Here is a 23,493-nt window from a genome sequence, read left to right on the forward strand (position 1 = left end):
TTTAAGACTTTATCTTATTACATAACCTACACCAAAAACTGTTTCTATTACTGAATTTTCTTTATCTTCCCCAAGATTTGCTCTTAATCTTCTAATATGAACATCAACAGTTCTAGTATCACCATAATAGTCATATCCCCAAACCTCATTTAAGAGCTGTTGTCTTGTAAAAACAATTCCTTTATTTTTATATAAATAACTTAATAATTCAAATTCTTTTCTTTTTAATGTAATTTCCTTTCCATCTTTTATTACCGTTCTTGTATTGAAATTAATAGAAATTTCATCTTCTACAGTATTATCCTTATTATCATCATTTGTATTGCCTTCTAAAACATTACTTATCATGTTTTCATTTTCATTATTCCAAATATTTTTACCTGCAGTTCTAAAAATAGCATTAATCCTTGCTATAACTTCTCTAATTTCAAAGGGCTTTGTTATGTAATCATCTGCACCTATTTCCATTCCTAATATTTTATCAATCACATCATCCCTTGCAGTAAGCATAATTACATAACACTTCTGACTTATGGACTTGCATAATTCAAATCCACTTATATCAGGAAGCATTATATCCAGTAAAACTAAATGAGGCTGAAATTCTTTGAGAAGTTTTAAGGCACCCTCCCCATTATATGCCCCTTTTACTTCAAAATTTTCTTTTGAAAGTGCAAATTTTAATGTATCATTAATTGAAAATTCATCTTCTACTACTAGTATTCTTTTTTTTAACATGTTAAGCCTCCAAATAATAATTGTTTAACGTTTATATTATCTAATATATTACATTTAAAAACAATAATTGATTTTATACCAATTATATCATAATAAAAAAGTGAAAATTATTAACCTATTATCATCTATAAATATTAAATATTTTTCGAACAAAAATATAAATTTATCTAGAATATTTGTAGATTTAATAGGTTTAAAATAAATCATAGAATGTATTGTTAATATAGCATTTGCAGTAATAAACCTTGATAAAATTTAATGCGCATTCTGCGTAATTTTTAATTTTCTATATAAATATAGGGAAGCCTTAAAGCCTCCCTAATTAATTTATCTTAAATTTTTCTACTGTATTATTAAGTTTCTTAACTAATTCTTCTAATGTATAAGTTGAGTCTACAATTTGATGCATAAAAGCAGTTTGTTCCTCATTTGATGCAGTAACTTCTTCTGTTACTGCAGAATTTTCTTCTGTTACTGCTGCAACATTATTTATCACATCTGCTGTTACATTCGCTTTCTTTTCCATTCTATTTGTAGCTTCTGATACCTCTGATACTATATCACTAACTTGTTTAAATATTTTTTCTGTCTCTTCAAAGTTATTACCAACTAATTTAGCCATTTCAACACCATGAATAACTTCATCTGTTCCAGCATTCATCTTATCTGATATGGTTTCAATTTGTTTTTGAATGCCATCAATAAGTTCTGCTATTCTTTTTGACGAATTACTTGATTGTTCTGCTAAATTTCTGACTTCCTCTGCAACTACAGCAAATCCTCTACCTTGCTCCCCTGCTCTGGCTGCTTCAATTGCTGCATTAAGTGATAAAAGATTAGTTTGTTCTGCTATCTCTGTTATCACATCTACAATTTGTCCAATTTCTCTAGATTGTTCTAATAAATTTTGTGTTTCTTCAACATTATGTTTATTCGTAACGGCTATATTCTTTATACTATCTACTGCTTCTTTAACCCCTTGCGAAGCAGAGATACTCATATCACTTGACTTTTCTACTATATTCATCATGTAATTGCACTTTTTAAACACTTCATTTATATCTTGAACTAACTCTCCAGTTACAATAGATGCTTTACTTGCGCCTTCTGCCTGTGATACAGCTCCTGATGCTATTTCTTGCATACTTTTTGAAACCTCTTCATTTCCTTTTAATGATTCACTTGTTCCTAAAGCTAAGCTATTAGATACCACCATAACCTCATTTGCAGAACTACTTATGTCACCTATCATTTCTTTAAGATTTGAAACTGTATTATTTAATCCTCTTGTTACTTTAGCAATTTCATCTTGTCCATTAACTTCTAATTTATTTGTAAGGTTTCCTGATGCAATCTCTTCTGCAAAATCAGATAATTTAGTTAATGGTAATGTCATCTGTTTTGCTACAAATATAATTACAAGTGCAATAATCAATACAATCACTATTGTTATTAAAAATAATATTGACATTACTCTATCTACAGAAGCAAATAATTCTTTTTCAGATACTACACTTGCTACACTCCATCCTGATAAAGGGACTTTATTATAAAATACAATTGATTTATTATCTCCACTTCCAAATCTAAATACACCAGATTCATTTTTCATCATTTCTTTTCCTAATGATTGCATATTTTCATCTTGTATTTCTGATATCTTTGTCTTCATTACTAATGATTCATCTGGATGTTCAAGAATAGTTCCATCTTGGCCAACTAATAAACTATACCCCTTCTCACCAAATTTAAAATCCTTAACCTTATCTTTAATATATGAAAGATTCACTGCTGATATCATTGTTCCTATTGATTGTTCTGATTCATTTTTAATTGGAACACCTATTACAACTAAAAGCTTACCAGTACCTTTTGATATTACTGGATTAGATATATTATATGGTACACCTTTCATTAAATTTTGATACCAAGGTTTTTCTGATACATCACCATTTACAAAACTTCCGTTTGAATATTGGGCTCTAGATTTACCATCATTATTAAATAAAGTTGCAGATGTGTTATCATATTCACCCGGATAATTTTTTTCTAAGAATTTAATTCTTTCTGCATTAAAATTATCTACTGCCGCAATATCTTTTTCTATTAGTTTTGCTGTAGGTGTATTAGCCGCACTTCGTACTTCTAATAGTTTCCCTTCTAACCAAGTGTTTATGTTCTCAGTTAGTTTTTTCCCTTCCTCCAATCTGTTGTTGATAAGTTCTTCTTCAGTGTTCTTTCTAAATTGATAAAATGTTGTAAAACTTAAAATTGACATTCCAATTATCACAACAGGCAAAATCATAATTAATAATTTCATTTTAAAAGACAACTTTTTCAACATTTCTATCACTCCCATAACTTATTTTTTCTAATAGCTAGCAACCGTAACATATCTATTTATATAAGTTAAAAATTAAAAATCCATATCTAAGTTCTATATTTAATGTTATAAGATTTTCATATGTAAATTCAACGGTTGCACGCTTCTAAAGAATAATTTGGTTTAAAATAAAAGTAAATTTCTTTTTAAACCAAGTATTCTTATATAAATTATCGGATTATATGATAAAATCTTAAGGATTAAATGGTACTTTTTACATCTTATAAATATAAATTAATTTTTTGAATATATTTCACTTATATAGCAATTTCCCTTGTTACATCTAAGTATTTTACAATATTGCTTTTACTGCTATTATAATTAAATTTTACTATATATTAAAATAGTATTGATATTTGAGTATAAGTACAAATTAACATTTAGATTTACTTTTTAAAAAGCAGTTTATACTACAGTATCAATATTTACTTAAAACATAACAATGATTTTAGGCTTTTTTTATTAATTGTTTATTTATTATTTTTTCTAAATTTTCTTTTGAAGTATTACCTTGTATTATTTCATTACCTATAATAATTGTAGGTACCGCTGTAATATCTGCTTCTTCATAGGCTTGCTTTAATGCTTCTTCTTGTTTATTTTTATATTTCTTTGTATTTAAAACTTCTATAAATTCTTCTTTATTTAGACCAACTTGTTCAGCCAAATTTGATAATACTTGAACCTTACCAATATCTAATTCATCTTCAAAAAATCCTTTAAAAACTCTTCTAATGTATTCATCTCCTTTTCCAAGTTCATTTGCATAATGATAACCTTGAAAAGCTAAATTGGTATATGGATGAGGTGATAATTTTGGTAACTTCATATTTATTCCTAATTTTTCTGCTATTGGTTTTATAAGATTATTCCATGAATTTAATTTTAATGGATCATTCCATGGATCAATTCTAGCTGATGGTTCTGGCCTTAATTCAAATGGCATCCATTGAATATTTATATCCTTTCCTTTTATTACTTGACTTAAAGTTTCCTCTGCTAAAAAACAAAATGGACAAACAAAATCAAAATATACTTTAATATTTAATGACATTTTAATCTCCTCCTACTTTTACTTGTAACTATATCAGTTACAACAATTCTAAATTTTTACCTATGATATGATATTTATGTACCACAAATTTACTAATCTACGGATAGTTGTAACTATACAAGTTACAACTAGTATAAAAAAAATTGATTTATTTCTCAATTTTTTTTCTTATACCAGTAACCACATATTCCATTGTTACATTTTCTAATACTTGTTCCATAGCCTCTTGAGCACTTAATAAAACACATTCCAGAACTGACTGAATATTTGCACCAATAGGACAATTTATATTCGGTGATTCATGAAATTGAAATAATTCTCCTTCTTGCACAACATTCACAGCCCTATATACATCTAGCAATGTTATCTCATCTAATTCTTTTAATAAATAGGCTCCACCAGCCCCTGCAATAACATTAACTAACCCTGCTTTCTTTAGCATTCCAATAACTCTTCTTATAACAACTGGATTAGTATTTACACTACCCGCTATCCATTCAGAAGTACATAAATTTTTATCTTCCATAGATAATATAGATAAAATATGAACTGCTACAGAAAACCTACTGCTTATTTTCATTTTTATCACTCCCGTTGTAACTATTCTAGTTGCAACAAGAGTTAAAGTCAATAGTTTTTTGTTAATATATATTTTAAATGAAAATTAATATTATAATATAAACAAAGTTCTTGCTTTCATCTGAGAGTTAGCTATCGGATAAAGCTCATGGATAGTGGAATTTACTTTTTAATGTTATGTTAATTTATTTCATTTAAGGTTCTTATGTGATAAAATAGTCATATCCGAAATATAAGCACTACTTTAAATATCTACTAAGTGTCTTTATTATAGGTATATATTTTTTAAATAATATTATATGAAATTTAAGGAGGTAGTAATTTATGAAAGTTTTAACTGTTATCGGTGCCAGACCTCAATTCATTAAAGCTGCAACAGTTTCGAATAAAATCAGAAAAAATAATACTGAAATATTAGTACATACTGGTCAACATTATGATAATAATATGTCTGATATATTTTTTGAGGAGCTTGGAATTCCAAAACCAGATTATAATTTAAGTATAGGATCATCTAATCACGGTCATCAAACTGGTAGTATGATGATTGCTCTTGAAGAAATATATCTTAAAGAAAAACCTGATATGGTTTTAGTATATGGTGATACTAACTCAACACTTGCTGGAGCTTTATGTGCTAGCAAATTATTAATACCAGTATCTCACGTTGAAGCAGGTCTTAGAAGTTTTAATAAAACTATGCCTGAAGAACAAAATAGAATATTAACAGATCATATATCTGATTTACTTTTTGTTCCTACTTTAACAGCTGAAAATAATTTAAAAGCTGAAAATATAACAAAAGGTGTGTATAACACTGGTGATGTTATGTATGATGCTATAAATCTTTTCAAAGAAAGAGCTAAAGAAATGTCAAACATAGTTGAAAAGTTAGACTTAGCTCCAGAAAGCTATATACTTTCAACTATTCATCGTGCTGAAAATACTAATAGCATAGAAAGATTAACTTCAATAATTGGTGCATTAAGTAATTGCAATGAAAAAATAATACTTCCACTTCATCCAAGAACTAAGAAGTTTATTCAAGAATATAATTTACCTATTGGAGAAAATGTAACTATAATTGATCCAGTTGGATATTTAGAAATGATTTCTTTAGAAAATAATTCAAAGAAAATCTTAACTGATAGTGGTGGAGTTCAAAAAGAAGCTTATTTCTTAAAGAAACCATGTATAACTATGCGTGATGAAACTGAATGGGTTGAAACTGTTAATAATGGTTGGAATACAATCGTTGGAAGTGATTCAAATAAAATATTAGATGCAATCGCAAACTTTAATCCAACAGGTAACCCACCTTCAGCATTTGGAGAAGGAAATACTTCAGAAATAATTACAAATATAATTCAAAAATATATAGGTTAATTAAAACATAACCTACAACTAAAAAGACTATCTCAAAAACATAATTATGAATTTGAGATAGTCTTTTGTTTTAAGTAAATGTTCATATTATAGTATAAAGCTCATGGACAGAGGAATTTGCATTAAGAATTCTAGAATAAAGTTTAGTCCAATTAATGCATGCTTCCAATCAAAGATTGATGACTAGCAATTAATTTGACAAATCTTCATCAAGAACTCTAAAAAGCAAATTCCAATGCCAGTTCGCACTTATACTATAATATTAACATCATTTTAAAACATATTTTATTTAAAAATGAAATTCTTTTATTTTTCCTGGTACTGAACTAGTGTCTTCTGATTTATAAACTTGAATACATGAAATTGCAAAGCCCATAAGCACCCAATATGATAATACATATGTTATAGAACTTGGTCCAAAACTTGCTGGAGCAAACGCTATAAGACCAGATACTGTTGCAAAACATATTCTACTTCTTTTCTTTATTCCTATAATAAAATTTCCAACTAGTAAGTATAAATAATATATTCCATACAATGCTATTCCAACAATTCCAAAATCTCCAAGTATTTCTATTGCATAACAATGTGGACTATATATAGATCCTGAATTTCCTCTGTTCTTTAAAAATTGTTCAACATTTCCTACTCCATAACCTTGGAAGTGTTTTTCTCTTATCACACCATTTAATACATTATTTATAATTTCCATCCTATGTAATGTTGATCCTTCATCAGAACCTTCACCCTCTACAAAACCTTCTAATGAATGTAATTTACCAGAAAGACTAGTTGTATAATGTATTTCTCCATCCTTTACTGGCTCTATATTCATAATTAATTGACCATAATTATAAGCTAAGAAAAATCCTGCTATTATAATTATCGGGAAAACCATTTGCTTAATTCCCAAATTCTTCATATTAAATATTGAATATATTATAAATACTCCAAAACCAACTAAAAATGCATAAAACCCTGTTCTTGAAGTAGTTATAACAACTAATGTAAAGCCTATACATGAAATTAATGTGAACCATATCTTTGCTAATATATTTTCAAACTTATAAATAGCAAAAAAACATAGTGGTGATAATATTGCAAGTGTTGCTGTTAAGTTATTTGTATTATATGAAAATGCTATTGGTCTTGCCTTTATAGTGTTAATTTGCCATTGTGGTAAACTTTTCATAAAGCCATCAATATAATGTCTTACTGGTAACTGTTTACCTAAAAGAACTTCTACAAACCCTACAAGTATAATAAATGATACTAATAGCAATAATAACTTAATAGTCTCTTTAAGTCTTTCTTTACTAATGTTATATATCATCATATCTACAATAAATGCAAACATCATAATATATATAGCTATATATTTTATAGCTAGCCCTTTACTTAATGCCCATGCAACACTCATGCACATATATATAAACCAAATCACAAAAAATATTACTATCTTTTTGTCTAATTTAGCCAATATATCTCTGTCTTTAAAAACTTTATATAGTGATAATAAAGTAAATATTCCTAAAACTATGTGAAAAAAGTATATGCTTTCTATTTTAGGAACATGTAACGTGTAATCATAAAATAAGGAAACTAATAGTGTAGCATATAATAAATTATAAATGTCCTTATCCTTAATAATGTATACAGCTGCTAAAATCGTTAATATATACATCCCTGTAATTAAATAACTGTTAGTTAATACTCCTAATCCTATAGCAACTATAAATAATATTGCTAAGAATATATTCCTTGTTTTATTTTGATTCTCCATATAGGTCTGATTAGATACTTTATCTAACCAGAGCTCACCACCCTTTCTGTGCTATCTTCTAAAGGCTATTCTTGATCTGCATTATCTGCTGCAATTTCATCTTCATTTTTGCAATGATATGTTGGTACTATTCTTTGCATTTGATATTTTATTTCTGCAATATCATCTAATTCTAATAAATTTTCTAGTTGGTCAAGTTTTTGTTTTAAAGTATCCATACTCTCAAATGTAGGTTTTCCTATATATATCTTTTTGTGTTCAGTATCCTTAAGACCTTCTTCGCTCATTAAAAGTTCTTCATATAATTTTTCTCCTGGTCTAAGTCCTGTAACTACAATTTTTATGTCTCTATTAGGTTCAAAACCTGATAATTTAATTAAATCACAAGCTAAATCATAAATCTTAACTGGCTTGCCCATATCTAAAACAAAAATTTCTCCTCCTTTAGCAAAAGCTCCTGCTTGAAGCACTAATTGAGCCGCTTCCGGAATTAACATAAAATATCTAACTATTTTCTTATGAGTAAGTGTAACAGGTCCTCCATGAGCAATTTGTCTCTTAAATAAAGGAATAACCGATCCATTACTTCCAAGCACATTACCAAATCTAACTGCAACAAATTCTGTTTTTGATTGTTTATCCATAGCTTGAATAATCATTTCGCAAAGTCTCTTTGTTGCTCCCATTATGTTAGTTGGATTAACTGCTTTATCTGTAGATATTAACACAAATCTATCAATATTAGCTAAACTTGCTTCTGTTGCAACATTTAATGTTCCAAATACATTATTCTTTACTGCTTCTTTAGGACTATCTTCCATTAAAGGTACATGTTTATGAGCTGCTGCATGGAATACAACGTTAATTTTATGTTTTTTAAATACCTCACGAATTCTGCTTTTATCTCTAACTGATCCAATTAATACCTTTAATGATAAGTCTGGATATTCTTCTTTTAATTCATTTTGGATATCATATACGTTATTTTCATAAATATCAAAAATAATAAGCTTTTTAGGATTATAATTTGCTATTTGTCTACATAATTCAGACCCTATAGATCCCCCTCCACCAGTGACTAAAATAACTTTATCCTTTATATAATCTGAAATACCTTTATTATCTAATTGTATAGGATCTCTTCCTAGTAAATCTTCTAAATCTACATCTTTAATCCTACTGACTGTAGCATCACCACTTAGAATTTCATACATACCAGGGATTATTTGTAGTTTACAATTAGTATTTTTACAAATCTCAATAATTTCAGATTTATTCTTTGCATCAAGTGATGGTATTGCAATTAATATTAAATCAATTTCTTGTTCTCCAGCTATATAAGGTATATCATATCTATTCCCTTCTACCTTAACACCTGATATTCTTCTTCCTAACTTACTTTTATCATCATCTATAAGTACTATAGGATTATATTTAAGTTCTCTTCTTGCCATCATTTCATTAATAATCATAGTACCCGCTGAACCTGCACCTACTATCATTACTCTTCTTTGGTCAGATGAATACTTAAATGGTATGTATAAAAGAGTTCTTCTATAAACTCTATAAAGAATTCTATATCCTAGTACAAAGAAAATAGTTAAAAGTATACCAACAACTGAAATATTTAGTGGTATTGTTGATCCTAATGTTCTTGTATATCCTATAGTTAACAAGCCTGCTAAAATACTTCCTCCAACACCTAATAAAAATTCATCTGTTCCTGTTAAATGCCATAAACTCTCATACATTTTAAATAGATAAAAACATACCAAATAAATTGCACTTAACACTACAACATCTTGAGAATATATACCTGCAATCTCTGTAAAACTTCCTTCATGAGTTATATTTATAGAAAAAAGATACGCCATATTTACCATAAATATATCTATTATCATAATGATTAATGTTTTCCAATTTTTCAATATAATCTCCCTCCCATTCAAGAGATTCTTGCTAAAACTTAAGCAAGTTATTCGTTTATTTAATATACATAACAAAGTGGTTAAGCCACGTTTCAATTGACATTTGACAATTGTGGTTAAAAGCCACAGGCTTTCTTAAAAATATATATCTTAGAAACCACAAGGTGATTTTATCCTACATTATCAATTGTCCATGGTCTATTGTCAATTATAAAAGTTATCTAACTTTATTAATTAGCTTTGAGAATGTTTTAGGAAAATAAGTCATAGCTTTACATTGAATAAAATATCTAATATTACTTTTATCCAATCTTTGAAGTTTATATTTTCTTAAATCTCTCTTTACATTATCTTTAGCTAAAAATTCAAAAAGATTTTCATGAAAGTTTTTATCCCTAGATAAGACAGAAAAAATATGTGATATAGAATATGGAATCTTATATTCTATTAAAAATTTCTCTATTTCCTTTAGGTTTCCCATTCCTCTAACATATTCTAATAAATCCACATATGAATTATAACAATCAAGATGCTTTAATGAAACATTTTGAGTTATTGAATTCTCCCAAATAACATAAAATGCTAAAACTTCATTTACACTTATTACTTTATTAGCATGAATTAAAGCTTTTACTATAAGAACCATATCTTCGCCATATTTTCTATTACTATCAAACAAAAGATTGTTATCTTTTATAACTGACATTTTGTATATAGCACTTCTCATTCCTATAGTTATATCATCACTTAATTGCCTTAAAGCTGCTTCTTTTCCACTTATAAAATCATTTAAATACTTTGTTCTATTTCTAACCAAAGTATTTCCATTAGCATCAACTTCACTATAATCACAAAAAACTATATCACAATTTGTTGCTTTAGCTTTATCATACATAAGTTCAACAAACTTAGAATCAATGTAATCATCAGAATCTAAAAACGTAATATACTCACCACTTGCTTCTAGTATTCCTTTATTCCTTGCAGTGCTAACCCCTGAATTTTTTTGAGTTATGATTCTATAGTTTACATCAGAATCTTTAAGTAAACTTTTAGCTATATCAATACTCCTATCCTTAGACCCATCATCTATAAGTAAAAATTCAAAGTCTTTACACGTTTGGCTCATTATTGATCTTATACATTTTTCAATACAAGCTTCCACATTATAAACAGGAGTAATTATAGATACCTTTACCACACCATTCTCTCCCTTTTATCTTGATTTCAACCAAAAAATACAATATTTTTTATCATTTAACATAATAACTAATCAAAGTATTTTACTGTATTTTTAATTGTATTTATTACTATATGAATTATACTAATATTACTGATTATATGCAATAATTAGTCATTTTTCTTAAGTAAAATTTCATAAGTGAGAAGGCCTTTTATAAATTAACACTATATCTTAAAATATAGTGTTTATACTATAATATCAACACTTCATTCTAGTATTAATCAGAACTCTAAACTTTTAACTTTTTAATTATCTTTGCGTGCCATACTCTTTCTTCTTCTTTAGGAAGAGTCATGTAATCTCCATATAACTGAGTTAAAATAGCATCAGCATTTTTAGGACCATAAAAATGCTCTCCTTCAAATTCTAATTTTATTAAATCAAAGTAGTCCCCTTTTTTATAAACATACTCACTCCATACAGTATCTAAACCATATCCCATATATGGTGAGTTTTTGTCATTCCAGTTTACTAAGAACTTAAAAAACTTTTCTCTTCTTTTTACAGTAAATATTTTAGTAATAGCCTTATAAAATGTAAACGTTATTTTATTTTTAAAACTTAATTTTTCTGGAGTTTCACGTAGTCTTATAAAGCTCTTTAACACATTATAGCTTAACATTCTTTGAAGTTTATAAACCCATCCTTTTTTAGGAAGGCTATCATATGGAAATACATCAATGTATACTCCATTATGCATATCATGATTTTCAGCTATATTCTTTTCAATTAAAATTGTATTATTATATCTAATTTTACATGGTACTTGATAAATATCATAATTCTTATCATTATCAAATGTTTGTAAAAATAAATGCTCTGGTAATTCTTCTTTAGCTATTTTTAAAAACTTTTCATAATCTTCTCTAAGCATACCAATATCCATGTCATCATCCCAAGGAATAAATCCCTTATGTCTTACTGCACCAAGTAATGTCCCAGCATCTAAGAAATATTTAAGATTATGTTTTTCACATATTTCATCAACATCTTTTAAAATACTAACCATCAACATTTGTGCATCTCTTAAGCTTAAATCTTCATACTTATCTTCGCTATATCTATATTCCTCGTGATTTTTCTTAGATACATTCTCCATTAAAGTCACCTTCCGCCTTATCTTCTTGAATAATATTTTTCTACTGTCTTAGGACTATGTAATATTAATTTACTTAATATTGAATACTTAATTCTATCTTTTTCTATTCTAACCATTTTATATCTACTTAAGTTCTTTCTAACATCTTTTTTCTTTATAAATTTGTACATTTCTTCATGTAAATCTTGTTTTGTTGCAAAAGCAATAAAAATATTTACTATAGCAGTTGGAATTCTATTTTGAATCATTGCCTTTTCTAGTTCTTTATCATCAAAATTTGCTCTTATATATTGTAAAGTTTCTATATTTGAATAATAAACATCTAAATAATTTAAAGATACATTATTCATAACAGATTCTCCCCATTTTACATAATGAGCATAAATTTTCTTCATACAGTAAATACTTTCGGCATAAGCATAAGATTTAATCATAAAAGATATATCTTCTGCAAATTTTCTATTAACATCAAATTTAATATTATTATCAACTAATAATGAACGCTTAAATAAATTAGCCATTATATGAGTATATGAAATCCCATAAATAAGACCTAAAGCTGCTTCCTTTCCTGAAGCCTTCCCTTCACTTAAACCTTCTATATTATCAGTAATTTTCTTTCCATCATTTTCTTCAAAAACATATGCAGAATATACTACATCGCATTTTTCCTCAGTAATTTTATTATATAAATCCTTAATCATATCTTTATCTATATAATCATCTGAATCTAAAAATTGAATAAATTCACCATTAGCTTCTTCTATTCCTAAATTTCTTGCTGAACTTACTCCACCATTTTCTTTTTTTATTATTCTATAATTAACACCTGAGTTTTTTAGATAGTTATCAGCAAATTCACTACTATCATCTGGTGAACCATCATCAATAAATAAAACTTCAAATTCTTTAAAGGTCTGTGCTTTTAAAGATTCTAGTGTCTTTAAAATTCTGTCCCTAACCTTATAAACTGGCACTATAACACTAACCTTACAATTCATAAAATTTCCTCCAATTTAAATTCAACTTTAACTATTTTTAAAATAGTTAACTAAAAAACATGATTATATTATATCACAAAAATTTCTTGTGATTTCCACCTATAAAAACATTATAAAACAAAATATCTAATTAAAAATGAAAAAATTGTTAAGTTGTAATTTTTTTAGTAATTACCAGTTAAATAATATACAAAAAATTATCATAAAGTTAAAAACAGGGTCATCTATTATAACCCTGTTTTTAATATATATGTTCTAATTAAATTAGGCACATGAAAATAAATATCTATATTAATATTATTTTTTGTTTATTCTTTTACTCCTGTATCACCAATGCCTCCCATAAACCATTTTTGTGCTATTAGAAATAATATCACAAGTGGTAACACAGTAAGTGTACTTGCAGCCATAACCTGTGGCCATTTTATCCCGTAAGCTCCTCCTTCTATAAAAAACTGTCTAAGTCCTGATGATACCAAAAATTTTTCTGGTGTTTTTAATATAAGAGAAGGATACATATAATCATTATAAGATTTTACAAAAGTTATTAATCCAAATGTTATAAAACTAGGTTTAGTTAATGGAAATATAATCTTCCATAATATTTTAAAATGAGAGGCACCATCTATTCTAGCGGCTTCTACCAAACTATGATTAACTTGTAAAAATGCCTGTCTTAATAAAAATATCCCAAATATACTTACAACATTACTTATTATTAATCCTGATAATTTATCTAATAAATTTATATTTGAAAGTAATATATAACAAGGAACATATGTGGTAGCAGATGGTAACATATATGTAGCCATTATCATACCAAATAAAACTTTCTTACTTTTAAATTTTAACTGAGTTAAAGCATAAGCTATCATTGCAGAAGTAACTATTTGAAGAGCCACTTCAGAAGTTGCAACAAATAAACTATTAAACATATAAGTACCAAAAGGTGCCTCTTTAAATACCTCTATGAAGTTCCCCCACTGTGAATTGGATGGGATAATCTTTGGAGGGAAACTAAAAACTTCGCTCTTTGTCTTTAACGCACTAGATATCATCCATACAAAAGGAAATATTGCAACAATACTAGCAAACAAAATCAAAAAATATTTAATTAATCTAGCTATAAACATTTTTTTAGATAGCTTAACTTTTCCATAAGTATAAGTATCACTTTTTGCTTGTTTATTTTCTAATCTATTATCTATAAGTGTTTTACTTACATTATATAATTCACTTGATAAAACATACCTATCAAGAAAAATTATTTTCTTCTTGCTATGACTTTTTTTATCCTCTATAGCTTGATTAATATTTTCTGAAGCAAAACTATTATTATCATTTAATTTTCTTTCCATATCATTTCCTCCAATACAGAATAAAATAACTACATCACGTTTTAATAATGAACCCATTTTTTTGATGCTATGAATTGTATAATAGACAATCCCCCTGTTATAAGTAAAATAACTGTAGCAATTGCAGTTGCCTCTCCTATATTGAAATTTTCAAATGCAGATTGATAATACATATATAATAATGTACGTGTACTTCCTGATGGTCCTCCTTGAGTCAACACTTGAATTTGATCATAAGCCTGCAATGAATTTATAGTTGTTATTATACTTAAAAAAAATGTAGTTGGTGATATTAAAGGTAATGTTATACTTTTAAATTTATTCCATGAATTTGCCCCATCTATTGAAGCTGCTTCATATAAATTATTAGGAACCTTTTCTAAAGCTGTTAGATAAAACACCATTGCCCAACCCATTCCTTTCCAAACAGTAACAATTATTACTCCAAGCATAGATGTATCTGAGCTTTGTAACCACTCAAGCTTTGGCAAACTAAATAACTGTAATATATAATTTGCAAACCCACATTTAGGTTCAAATATCCAACTCCAAACAATTGAAATAGCAACTGTTGGTGTGACCCAAGGAGAAAATATTATAGCTTTATATAAAGCTGATCCCCTAAAATTAGATCTTAATAACATTGCAAGAGCCAATCCCCCTATTATAGTTGGAGCTAAAGTTCCTAATGTAAATATAATTGTATTCTTAAGTGCACTATAAAATATATCACTTGAAAATACTCCCCTATAATTATCAAATCCAACAAGATTATAATTAGAAGTCATATAGTCCCAATCTGTAAAACTTATAAATATAGACTTAACTATTGGGAATAACCAAAATATAATAAGTGGAATTACTGCTGGCAATATAAACATTAATATAGTCAATATGTGCTTTATACTTTTACTCTTTAATCTCCTCATAATTCCACCCCATCATTACTTTTAATATAGCTATTTCTTTAAAACTTTATTTAATTCTTCTTGAGAAACTTTTTGAGCTTCATCCAATGCTTCCTTAGCCGGTACATTTTCTATTTCAACTTTATCAGCTGCAATCTTTAATGCATCATATATTTTTCCATCTGTTGGATCAATAAATACCTTTGTAGCGTGAAGTGCTTGTGATGTTGGTACTGCAGCTTGAGGATTCTCAGCAACAAATTCCTTAAATTCTGGGACATTGGCACTTTCCTTATTTACAGAAATATAACCTGATGCTATAGACCATTTTGCACTTACTTCTGCCTTAGTGAAATACTTAATAAACTCATATGCACCTTGTTTTGCTTCTTCATTTACAATACTAGGAATAACAAAAACTCTTGATTCTGCAACAGGTTTAGATTCTTTTCCTTCCTTAAATGCAGGTTGTTCACATGCAGCTAACTTTTTAAAATCTAAATCTCCTTGATCTCCTGATGATCCTGTATAACCTGCACTTCTATCTTGCATTACATCATCAACTGTTGAATACCAATATTCCCATCCTTGTCCATTCGAATGAATTCTCATGTTCTTGTTATCATGTATCCATCCTCTAAATGTATCCCAAGCTTCTATCCACTCTGGTGAATTTATTAAAACTTTACTTCCATCCTCACTTAAAATACTTCCTCCATTACTTAATGAAGCATCAATTAAATTATCAGGTCCCCACATTGGTTCCCATCCATAAAACTTAACTTCATCACCATCTTTTTTAACTAGCTTTTTACTTGCTTCTCCAAGTTCAGTCCATGTTTTTATAGAATCCATAGATATTCCAGCATCCTTAAAAGCTTGTTTGTTGTAATACAATACCTGAGTTGTTCCAAAGGCTGGAAATGCATACTGTTTATCATTACTTTTGCCTAATTCTAAAAATGATTCTATGTAACTATCACTCTTAAAATCATTGTCTTTACTTATATATTCTCCTATATCTTGTAATACATTTTTATTATTAAAAACAGCTGCTTTATCAGGTTTTAATATTGCAAGAGCTGGTGCTTTTTTAGCTGCAATACCAGCTTGCAGATTTTTAAATGTAGCCTTGTAGTCTTCTTGTGCAATTCCCTTAACTTCATATTTATCTTGAGAAGCATTAAAATCACTAATAATCTTCTCCATATTCTCCTGAAGCTTACCTCCAAGACCATACCAATACTCTACTTGTATTTTTCCATTTTCAGTCTTTTGTGCTTGATTAGCAGATGTTTTTTCACCACATCCAACCAAACCAGTCATTAAAATTGTACTTAATCCTAATGAACAAAATCCTTTTATAAATTTATTCATAATCTTTTCCCCCCATAAAATATAAAAATTTAATTATATTTTAAAATACATCATTATAAAATCTATTTAAATTTTATAACTTATTCGAATTATATTGTTCATTTTATGAACAAATTCATATTAACATTGTTCATTGTTCAATACAATATGTTCATGTAAAGTTTTTACAATTAATTTTAAATATAACAAAAAAGTAACTTAAAGCCTGACGCTATACAGTTTTAAGTTACTTTTATTTCTTATAATATACTTATATAATCTATCTAAATAAAAATCTCTTCCTGAATATATAAATTTTATCATTATACTCTATACAAATCATATCACCAAAGAATTCATCTACAAATTTCACAATTTTGGTTATAAAAAATAAAACTACCTCAAATATTAATTCTATTAAGGTAGTCTTGTTTTTTAATTTTGTTTTAAAATAGTATTTATGCTCCAATATTAACATTCACTTAAAACATATCATATTTTTAAGATAATTTGTAATAATTATCTTTTCCATTTTCTTTAGCCAAATATAATGCTTCATCCGCATTTTTAAATAATTCTTTAAATATTTTACCATGATTAGGATATTTTGAAATTCCTATACTTCCTGATACTTTATAATCTAATTGTTCTTCTATTAAGATTTCTTTAAATGCCAATACTAATTTTTCTGCCTTATTATCAATCTCTTCTTCATGTTTTATATCCTTTAAAAATGCAATAAATTCATCTCCGCCAATTCTCCCAATTATTTCATCTCCAGAAAATACCTCTGACATTTTTAAAGATATATTTCTTAAAACTTTATCTCCGCATAAATGTCCAAATTCATCATTAATTGATTTAAAATCATCTATGTCTATTACAAATAATGCATGACAGCTATCTTTTCCCTCATTTTCAATATATTCTTGAATATTTTTTTCTACTGTTCCTTTATTATATAAATTAGTTAAACTATCTCTTTCTGCTTTAAATAACAATCTCTCTGCTTCCTTTTTTTCCTCATTAATATCAATAATAACCCCAATTACTTTAGATAAATTTCCATGCTTATCAAGTATAGTACTTATTCTTACCCTAAACCAACTATAATTCTTATCATGAGTTCGTGCCCTTATCTCAACTTGCTTACATGCATTCTCATTTAAACTTCCTTTAAGTAAATTCTTGAATAAAGATATATCATCTTTATGAATTATATCTGCGTTATCAATTTCTTCTTTAACATTACTTGTTATTGGATCATATTTAAATTTATTCCACCAATTATCTGAATAAGAAATTGTATTTTCATCAATATTCCATTGAAATATAATATCTTCTGTCTGACTCATAATAATACGATAACGTTCTTCACTTACTCTAAGTTCTTCCTCTATTGTTTTAAGATTAGTCATATCCATTGATAAGGTGTAAATATAAGTTTCTCCATTATGATGATGAACTATTTGACCACTATGAAATACCCAAATAACTTTTTTATCTTTATTAACTATTCTATATTCTGTAGCAAATCTTTCTTTTTCATTTATTTGATCGTCTATTTCCTGTTTTACTCTTAAACGATCTTTTTCATGAACTAAATTTAATATGTCATTATTAAATTTTTCTTTTAATTCTTGTTTAGTATATCCCAAAAGTTTCAAATATCCATTCCCTATAAATTCCAGCATAAAGGATTCATCTTCTAATTTATATCTACTTATTCCACCTGGCATATTAGAGATTAGAGACTCAAATTTTCTATTGCTATATTCAAGTTCTTTTTTTTGATTAGCTACCTTATCAATTAAAGCATTAAATGCTTTGGCTATTTCTCCAAATTCATTATTTTTATTATACGTAAATTCTACACTATAATCTCCTAGTTTTATCTTCTTTATAGCTGCTAATAATGAATATAATGGATTAGAAAAATAATTTATCATGAAAATATTAGCAATTATTATTAATACTACACCTATTAATATAAATATAACTAATGTTTTGATAGATTCTTCAATATCTGTTGTAAACTCTGATTCTTCTACACTACTAAGTACAGTCCAACCAGTATTTGAAATTTTAGAATAATATCCTATTTTTTCAACACCATTTATAGTATACGTAATAATACCACTGGGTTGGTCATCAAAATTTATACTTCTCCACTTTTTATATAAAGTATTATCTATATTAACATCATTAATATTATGCGTTAATGTTTTATTTCCAGAAACTATAATATCTCCAGTTTTATCTATAATAGCCATTTTACCTGTTTTGAAAAAACTAGTTTTATTTACGATTTCTTCAAAATAATCTATATCTATAACATTTATTATTGCACCTTGATAATCATCTTTATAAATAGGCAATGCTGTAATTACATTTTTTTTAGAATTAATGGCTTTTTCTTCTGATAGAACATTACTTACAATAACTTCATTATTAAATAATTTATTTAATTCATCTTCACTAATTGACATAGTTTTACCTAAATAATCTTTATTACTTGATGAAATTATTTCTTTATTTTTATTAATAATTACAATTGAACTTAAGAAGTCATATTCTTTTTCTCTATGTGATAATATTTTATTAGAAATTTCTTGATTGAATTTGTAATCTAATCCATTATTTAAGTTATATATTAAATTTTTAATTAAATCTATATTATTTATGAGTTTCATATCAATTAAACGTTCATTAAAGAAATTCTCTAAATTTCTAGATTGCTCGCTTGCTGCTGTAGTTATATTTTGTCGTATAAGATTATCATATTTATTATCAAAACTCTTAATAAATACCCTTGTTATAATAAAAGTAGGTATTGTAATTAACAATATAAACAATACAATGAACTTTTTGCTTATGTTCACTTTTTCACCTCATTTATTATGTATTATTATATAATTGTACTATAATTCTACATAATAATCATTATATTTCATTGCTTTTATACTTGTTTTTTAAATTTATATTAATTATTTTAAATTTTATCGTAAAATTTATGCTTTTTATTATATTTTTATAAAGTATTGATAAATATAGTATCTTCTAAGGTTTAGTACCCTTATTTATACTCGATACACATTTTATAAACTTTATACTTTTCTAAAAGTAAAAATAGACTATCTTAAAAAGTTGCTACTTTTTAAGATAGTCTATTACTTAATATATTAAAATATTAAGTATACTTTAATCTCTATGCTGATTTTCTTTTTAAAACACTGCCCTTCTATTTAACTTCTAAAAGTTCCCCCTCATCTACTGATTCTATTTCAGGCTCTTTAGCTACAAAATAAACTCCACCTATAACAAGGATACTACTTAAAACTGTTAATAAACTTATTTCATTACCTAAGAATACTTTATCAAATATAATTGCCCATACAACATAAGTTATATTTAGCCCCATCGCCCTTGTTGGACCTATTTTATAGATTGCTGTATAGTAACATAAATATGATATTGTTGCTACAAGTGCTGTTCCACCAATCCAAAAGATAACACTATTCCTTAATATATCAAAACTCAATCCTATTCCGCCTACTATTGGAACTATAATCAATCCATAAACTACTGCTGAAGTAAATTGTCTTATTTGAAGTGCAAATTCTGATGTAACTTCATCACCTTTCATTCCATACGCACATATAACACATTCACTTCCCCATCCAAATACGCACAATAATGCAAATAAAAATCCTAAAGGGTTCACTGAAGTTGAGGCTGATGTATATCCCAAAACTGATACTCCAATAATTGCTACTATTAGTCCAACCCATGCTTTCTTATTAATTTTTTCTTTTAATACAACTGTTGCAAGTAAAGCCCCCACTGCTGGATATAGTGATGAAATTATTGCTGTATAAGATGGTCCAATATATTTAACTGATAATAAATATCCCGTCATTCCAACTGGTCCTCCAAGAAGTGCTCCTAAACCAACCCATAAAGCACTTTTAGTTTTAACTGCCTTAAAAAAATTCTTAAGTTGTTTTCTAAATCCAAGATATATAAATGTCCAAATAGCCGAAAAACTATCATGTAAAAATGCAGCTATTATCGGTGCTAAAACTATTGCTTGTTCAGTTTTAACAAATGGTGTCATTGCTAATATAATTCCCATAAGGACTGTATATGCGCCCCAAGAGATAGCTGAACTAATTGCACACAGAACGCCTTTCTTATAATTATTAGTCATATTAATCTCCCCTTTTTATTATTCTTTTAATTTTACATAAATTGATTACACATGCCTTTGCTCTTACTAAAATCTCATCTTAAATATAATAGTAAATTTAATTTCGATTATTTTTTAAGTAAATGTTAATATTTTAAGCATGAGCTAATTTTAAATAAAGATTTAATTAACATATATTAATTAGTCTACCTAAATCCTAAAATTATATTTCCAGATAGTATTATCTTAAATAGGATTTAATTAAAATATATACCAAATAATCCCGTTCATTTTATGAACATTTTTATATTATCATTGTTCATTGTTCAATACAATATGTTCATATAAAAATATATAATAAAAAAGAAGAGATATCATTAATCTAATATCTCCTCTTTTTTAAATTATGTGTTGTTATTTTATTTAACTATTTATATCTATTATATAATTACAATTTAGTAATTATGTTATGTCTTTTATTTTTATATTACTTTATATATTAGTATATACATAAATTGAATATTATATTCATGATTTAAATAATTTTTTATACTTAACTTCTTCTGACAATGGACTTTTATAAATTTCAAATCTTTCTTAATATATAATCTATGATTTTAATGAACCATCATAATTTAAATAATAAAATTTTTCCTCATTATCTTGTATCCAACCTCTTTGTAGTATTCCAGATGAATCCAAATAATACCAATCATCACCATCTAAAACCCAACCTGTCTGCATTATTCCTATAGAATTTAAATAATACCAATTCTCTTTATCCTTAATCCACCCAACTCTCTTGTTTCTTGTATGTGGATCTATATAATACCATTGACCAAATTCTTCTACCCACCCTACTTTATTGTCATTAAAATTTTTATCATATTCTATATATATTTTATATATTTCCTTGCCTGTTGGTTTATATTTTATCCTTATAGTATTAAGTCCTGTTTTTAAATTTTCAATCATTATAACTGGACTATTTGAATCTACAATATATTTACTGCATTTTAAATTATTTATCTGATCTTTGACTTCATCTATAACTATATCTAAATCCTTACTGTCAAATTCATCACTATGATCATATAAAATCATAACCCTACCTGTATTATTGTTCACATTTACTTTATACACATTATCCTTCATTGAAAACTTCATTAACTTTTCTCCAGTTTGAATATTTAAGTTATAAATTGGATCACTACACTCTGCTGCTACTGCATATAAAGTATTATAATTTAAGTTTATATTCCCAATCATACTAAAGGATGCAATTGCAATAAGTGATACTAAACTTTTTTTTATACTTCTTCCTAACATATTAATGGTCCCCCTCTTTTTAGGCACATTCAAAAAATAATATACCACTAAGCTCATCTATTTTGTGTCATACTTCATTAGCAAATTTAGCTAATAGCTCACTATTAACTGAACTTGTTTCATTGTCTGACACAGAATATACAACGCTTCTTTGGTTTATTATTTTATTTCATGTGCCTTAGCTTTGAATTACCTATTAATATATTATGTAAACCAATTCCAAATTATTCCTATAATTAGGAAAATTAATAAAAATATTTTTTAAATATATTATACAGAAATATTTTCTTTTATTTTTTATGTTATCTAATTCTATTTTATAAACTATATTTTGGTATAAATTATCCCTAGATTTTAATTTTAAAAAAATAAAAAATAGCAGTGGTTAATTTTCCTCTGCTATTTAACAGTATTAAAAATAATATTTTTAATATACTATCTACTTTTTTAACATAACTTAATTTTAATTTATAACTATATTTTAAAATATAAGCATTTGCTTAAAGCACAACTAATTTATAACTATGCTATTAATTTATCAAAGATTTTTTCATCATAATCTTTAGGTTTTCTAATTCTTCAGATACTTTATAAAGTTTATTTCCATTTATAAACATCTTAATTAATAATTGTTGTATATCTGTTAAAGTGTGTAAACTATTTAAGAATTCTTCATTTATATTATTGGAAGCAATTACTTCTCTTTCGTTCAATAGTTCATTTATTTCTGTTTTAAATTCATCATATGATTCACAACTTAGTTCATATGCTGATAATACATTAATTGCTGTAGGATTCTTTGTAGCATTTTCTATTTCTTCTTTTAAATTTCTTTTTTCATATAACTCTATATTTCTAAGTGCAGACTCTAACCCTTTTATTTCACTTTCTACATCAGCCATCTTTCTTAATGTTCTTGCTGCTCCAATCATAGTACTTATAGTTTTTAAATCTTCCAGTTCTTTAATTAGTTTCTCTTTTTGAGCAACTATAACATACTTTTCTTTTCTTTTCTCTTCATTATTATTCATCTTTTCTAAAGCTTCTTTTACCTTCTCAACAGGCAACGCTCTTACTATCTCTTTTCTATTCTTAATAAATAACTCCATAAGTTTTCACCTTCTCCTAATGCACATGAAAGAAAATAATTAATTAAAGA

General features: G+C 26.7%; 17 protein-coding genes. 1 reads left to right on the forward strand and 16 read right to left on the reverse strand.

The window, feature by feature from the left end:
- Nucleotides 1–9 precede the first annotated feature (9 nt).
- The 4 genes from ACYUET_RS06320 to ACYUET_RS06335 all read right to left on the reverse strand — a co-directional run bounded on the left by ACYUET_RS06320 (nt 10) and on the right by ACYUET_RS06335 (nt 4,755).
- Nucleotides 10–738 carry a response regulator transcription factor gene (locus tag ACYUET_RS06320; protein WP_460278463.1) on the reverse strand — a complete coding sequence of 243 codons (729 nt, stop codon included), beginning with the start codon at nt 736–738 and terminating at the stop codon, nt 10–12.
- 322 nt (nt 739–1,060) lie between these two features.
- On the reverse strand, nt 1,061–3,082 hold the full coding sequence (locus ACYUET_RS06325; protein WP_460278464.1) for a methyl-accepting chemotaxis protein: 2,022 nt from the start codon (nt 3,080–3,082) through the stop codon (nt 1,061–1,063).
- 487 nt (nt 3,083–3,569) lie between these two features.
- Nucleotides 3,570–4,175 (reverse strand): DsbA family oxidoreductase, encoded by a 606-nt coding sequence (locus tag ACYUET_RS06330; RefSeq protein ID WP_460278465.1) that lies wholly within the window; start codon nt 4,173–4,175, stop codon nt 3,570–3,572.
- A gap of 148 nt (nt 4,176–4,323) precedes the next feature.
- Nucleotides 4,324–4,755, reverse strand: coding sequence for an Rrf2 family transcriptional regulator (locus ACYUET_RS06335; RefSeq protein ID WP_460278466.1), 432 nt, complete (start codon nt 4,753–4,755; stop codon nt 4,324–4,326).
- Nucleotides 4,756–5,078: 323 nt separating this feature from the next.
- Between ACYUET_RS06335 and wecB the strand changes: the two genes are divergently transcribed.
- Nucleotides 5,079–6,140: a non-hydrolyzing UDP-N-acetylglucosamine 2-epimerase gene (wecB, locus tag ACYUET_RS06340; protein ID WP_460278467.1), complete on the forward strand. Its 1,062-nt coding sequence runs from the start codon at nt 5,079–5,081 to the stop codon at nt 6,138–6,140.
- Between the two features lie 289 nt (nt 6,141–6,429).
- Here wecB and ACYUET_RS06345 read toward each other — a convergent pair whose 3' ends face one another.
- The 12 genes from ACYUET_RS06345 to ACYUET_RS06400 all read right to left on the reverse strand — a co-directional run bounded on the left by ACYUET_RS06345 (nt 6,430) and on the right by ACYUET_RS06400 (nt 23,443).
- Entirely contained in the window at nt 6,430–7,923 is a 1,494-nt protein-coding gene (locus tag ACYUET_RS06345) for an O-antigen ligase family protein (RefSeq protein WP_460278468.1), read from the reverse strand.
- Between the two features lie 65 nt (nt 7,924–7,988).
- A complete protein-coding gene (locus ACYUET_RS06350) occupies nt 7,989–9,851 on the reverse strand; it encodes a polysaccharide biosynthesis protein (RefSeq protein ID WP_460278469.1) in 1,863 nt (620 codons plus the stop codon).
- A gap of 217 nt (nt 9,852–10,068) precedes the next feature.
- A complete protein-coding gene (locus ACYUET_RS06355; protein WP_460278470.1) occupies nt 10,069–11,052 on the reverse strand; it encodes a glycosyltransferase family 2 protein in 984 nt (327 codons plus the stop codon).
- Between the two features lie 271 nt (nt 11,053–11,323).
- Complete coding sequence (locus ACYUET_RS06360) at nt 11,324–12,193, reverse strand: LicD family protein (protein ID WP_460278471.1); 870 nt, start codon at nt 12,191–12,193, stop codon at nt 11,324–11,326.
- Between the two features lie 17 nt (nt 12,194–12,210).
- Nucleotides 12,211–13,194: a glycosyltransferase family 2 protein gene (locus ACYUET_RS06365; RefSeq protein ID WP_460278472.1), complete on the reverse strand. Its 984-nt coding sequence runs from the start codon at nt 13,192–13,194 to the stop codon at nt 12,211–12,213.
- 308 nt (nt 13,195–13,502) lie between these two features.
- Entirely contained in the window at nt 13,503–14,327 is an 825-nt protein-coding gene (locus ACYUET_RS06370; RefSeq protein ID WP_460278802.1) for a carbohydrate ABC transporter permease, read from the reverse strand.
- A 266-nt stretch (nt 14,328–14,593) separates the two neighbouring features.
- Nucleotides 14,594–15,481, reverse strand: a complete 888-nt coding sequence (locus ACYUET_RS06375) for a carbohydrate ABC transporter permease (protein WP_460278473.1) — start codon at nt 15,479–15,481, stop codon at nt 14,594–14,596.
- 30 nt (nt 15,482–15,511) lie between these two features.
- Nucleotides 15,512–16,837 carry an ABC transporter substrate-binding protein gene (locus ACYUET_RS06380; RefSeq protein WP_460278474.1) on the reverse strand — a complete coding sequence of 442 codons (1,326 nt, stop codon included), beginning with the start codon at nt 16,835–16,837 and terminating at the stop codon, nt 15,512–15,514.
- A gap of 479 nt (nt 16,838–17,316) precedes the next feature.
- Nucleotides 17,317–19,698 (reverse strand): sensor domain-containing diguanylate cyclase, encoded by a 2,382-nt coding sequence (locus ACYUET_RS06385; RefSeq protein WP_460278475.1) that lies wholly within the window; start codon nt 19,696–19,698, stop codon nt 17,317–17,319.
- A gap of 359 nt (nt 19,699–20,057) precedes the next feature.
- Complete coding sequence (locus ACYUET_RS06390; protein WP_460278476.1) at nt 20,058–21,026, reverse strand: DMT family transporter; 969 nt, start codon at nt 21,024–21,026, stop codon at nt 20,058–20,060.
- A gap of 588 nt (nt 21,027–21,614) precedes the next feature.
- The gene (locus ACYUET_RS06395) at nt 21,615–22,334 is read right to left on the reverse strand and encodes a hypothetical protein (protein WP_460278477.1); all 720 of its coding nucleotides are present in this window, start codon (nt 22,332–22,334) and stop codon (nt 21,615–21,617) included.
- 530 nt (nt 22,335–22,864) lie between these two features.
- Nucleotides 22,865–23,443: a hypothetical protein gene (locus ACYUET_RS06400; protein ID WP_460278478.1), complete on the reverse strand. Its 579-nt coding sequence runs from the start codon at nt 23,441–23,443 to the stop codon at nt 22,865–22,867.
- Nucleotides 23,444–23,493 lie beyond the last annotated feature (50 nt).

It is taken from the genome of Clostridium sp. CTA-5, assembly GCF_054768135.1.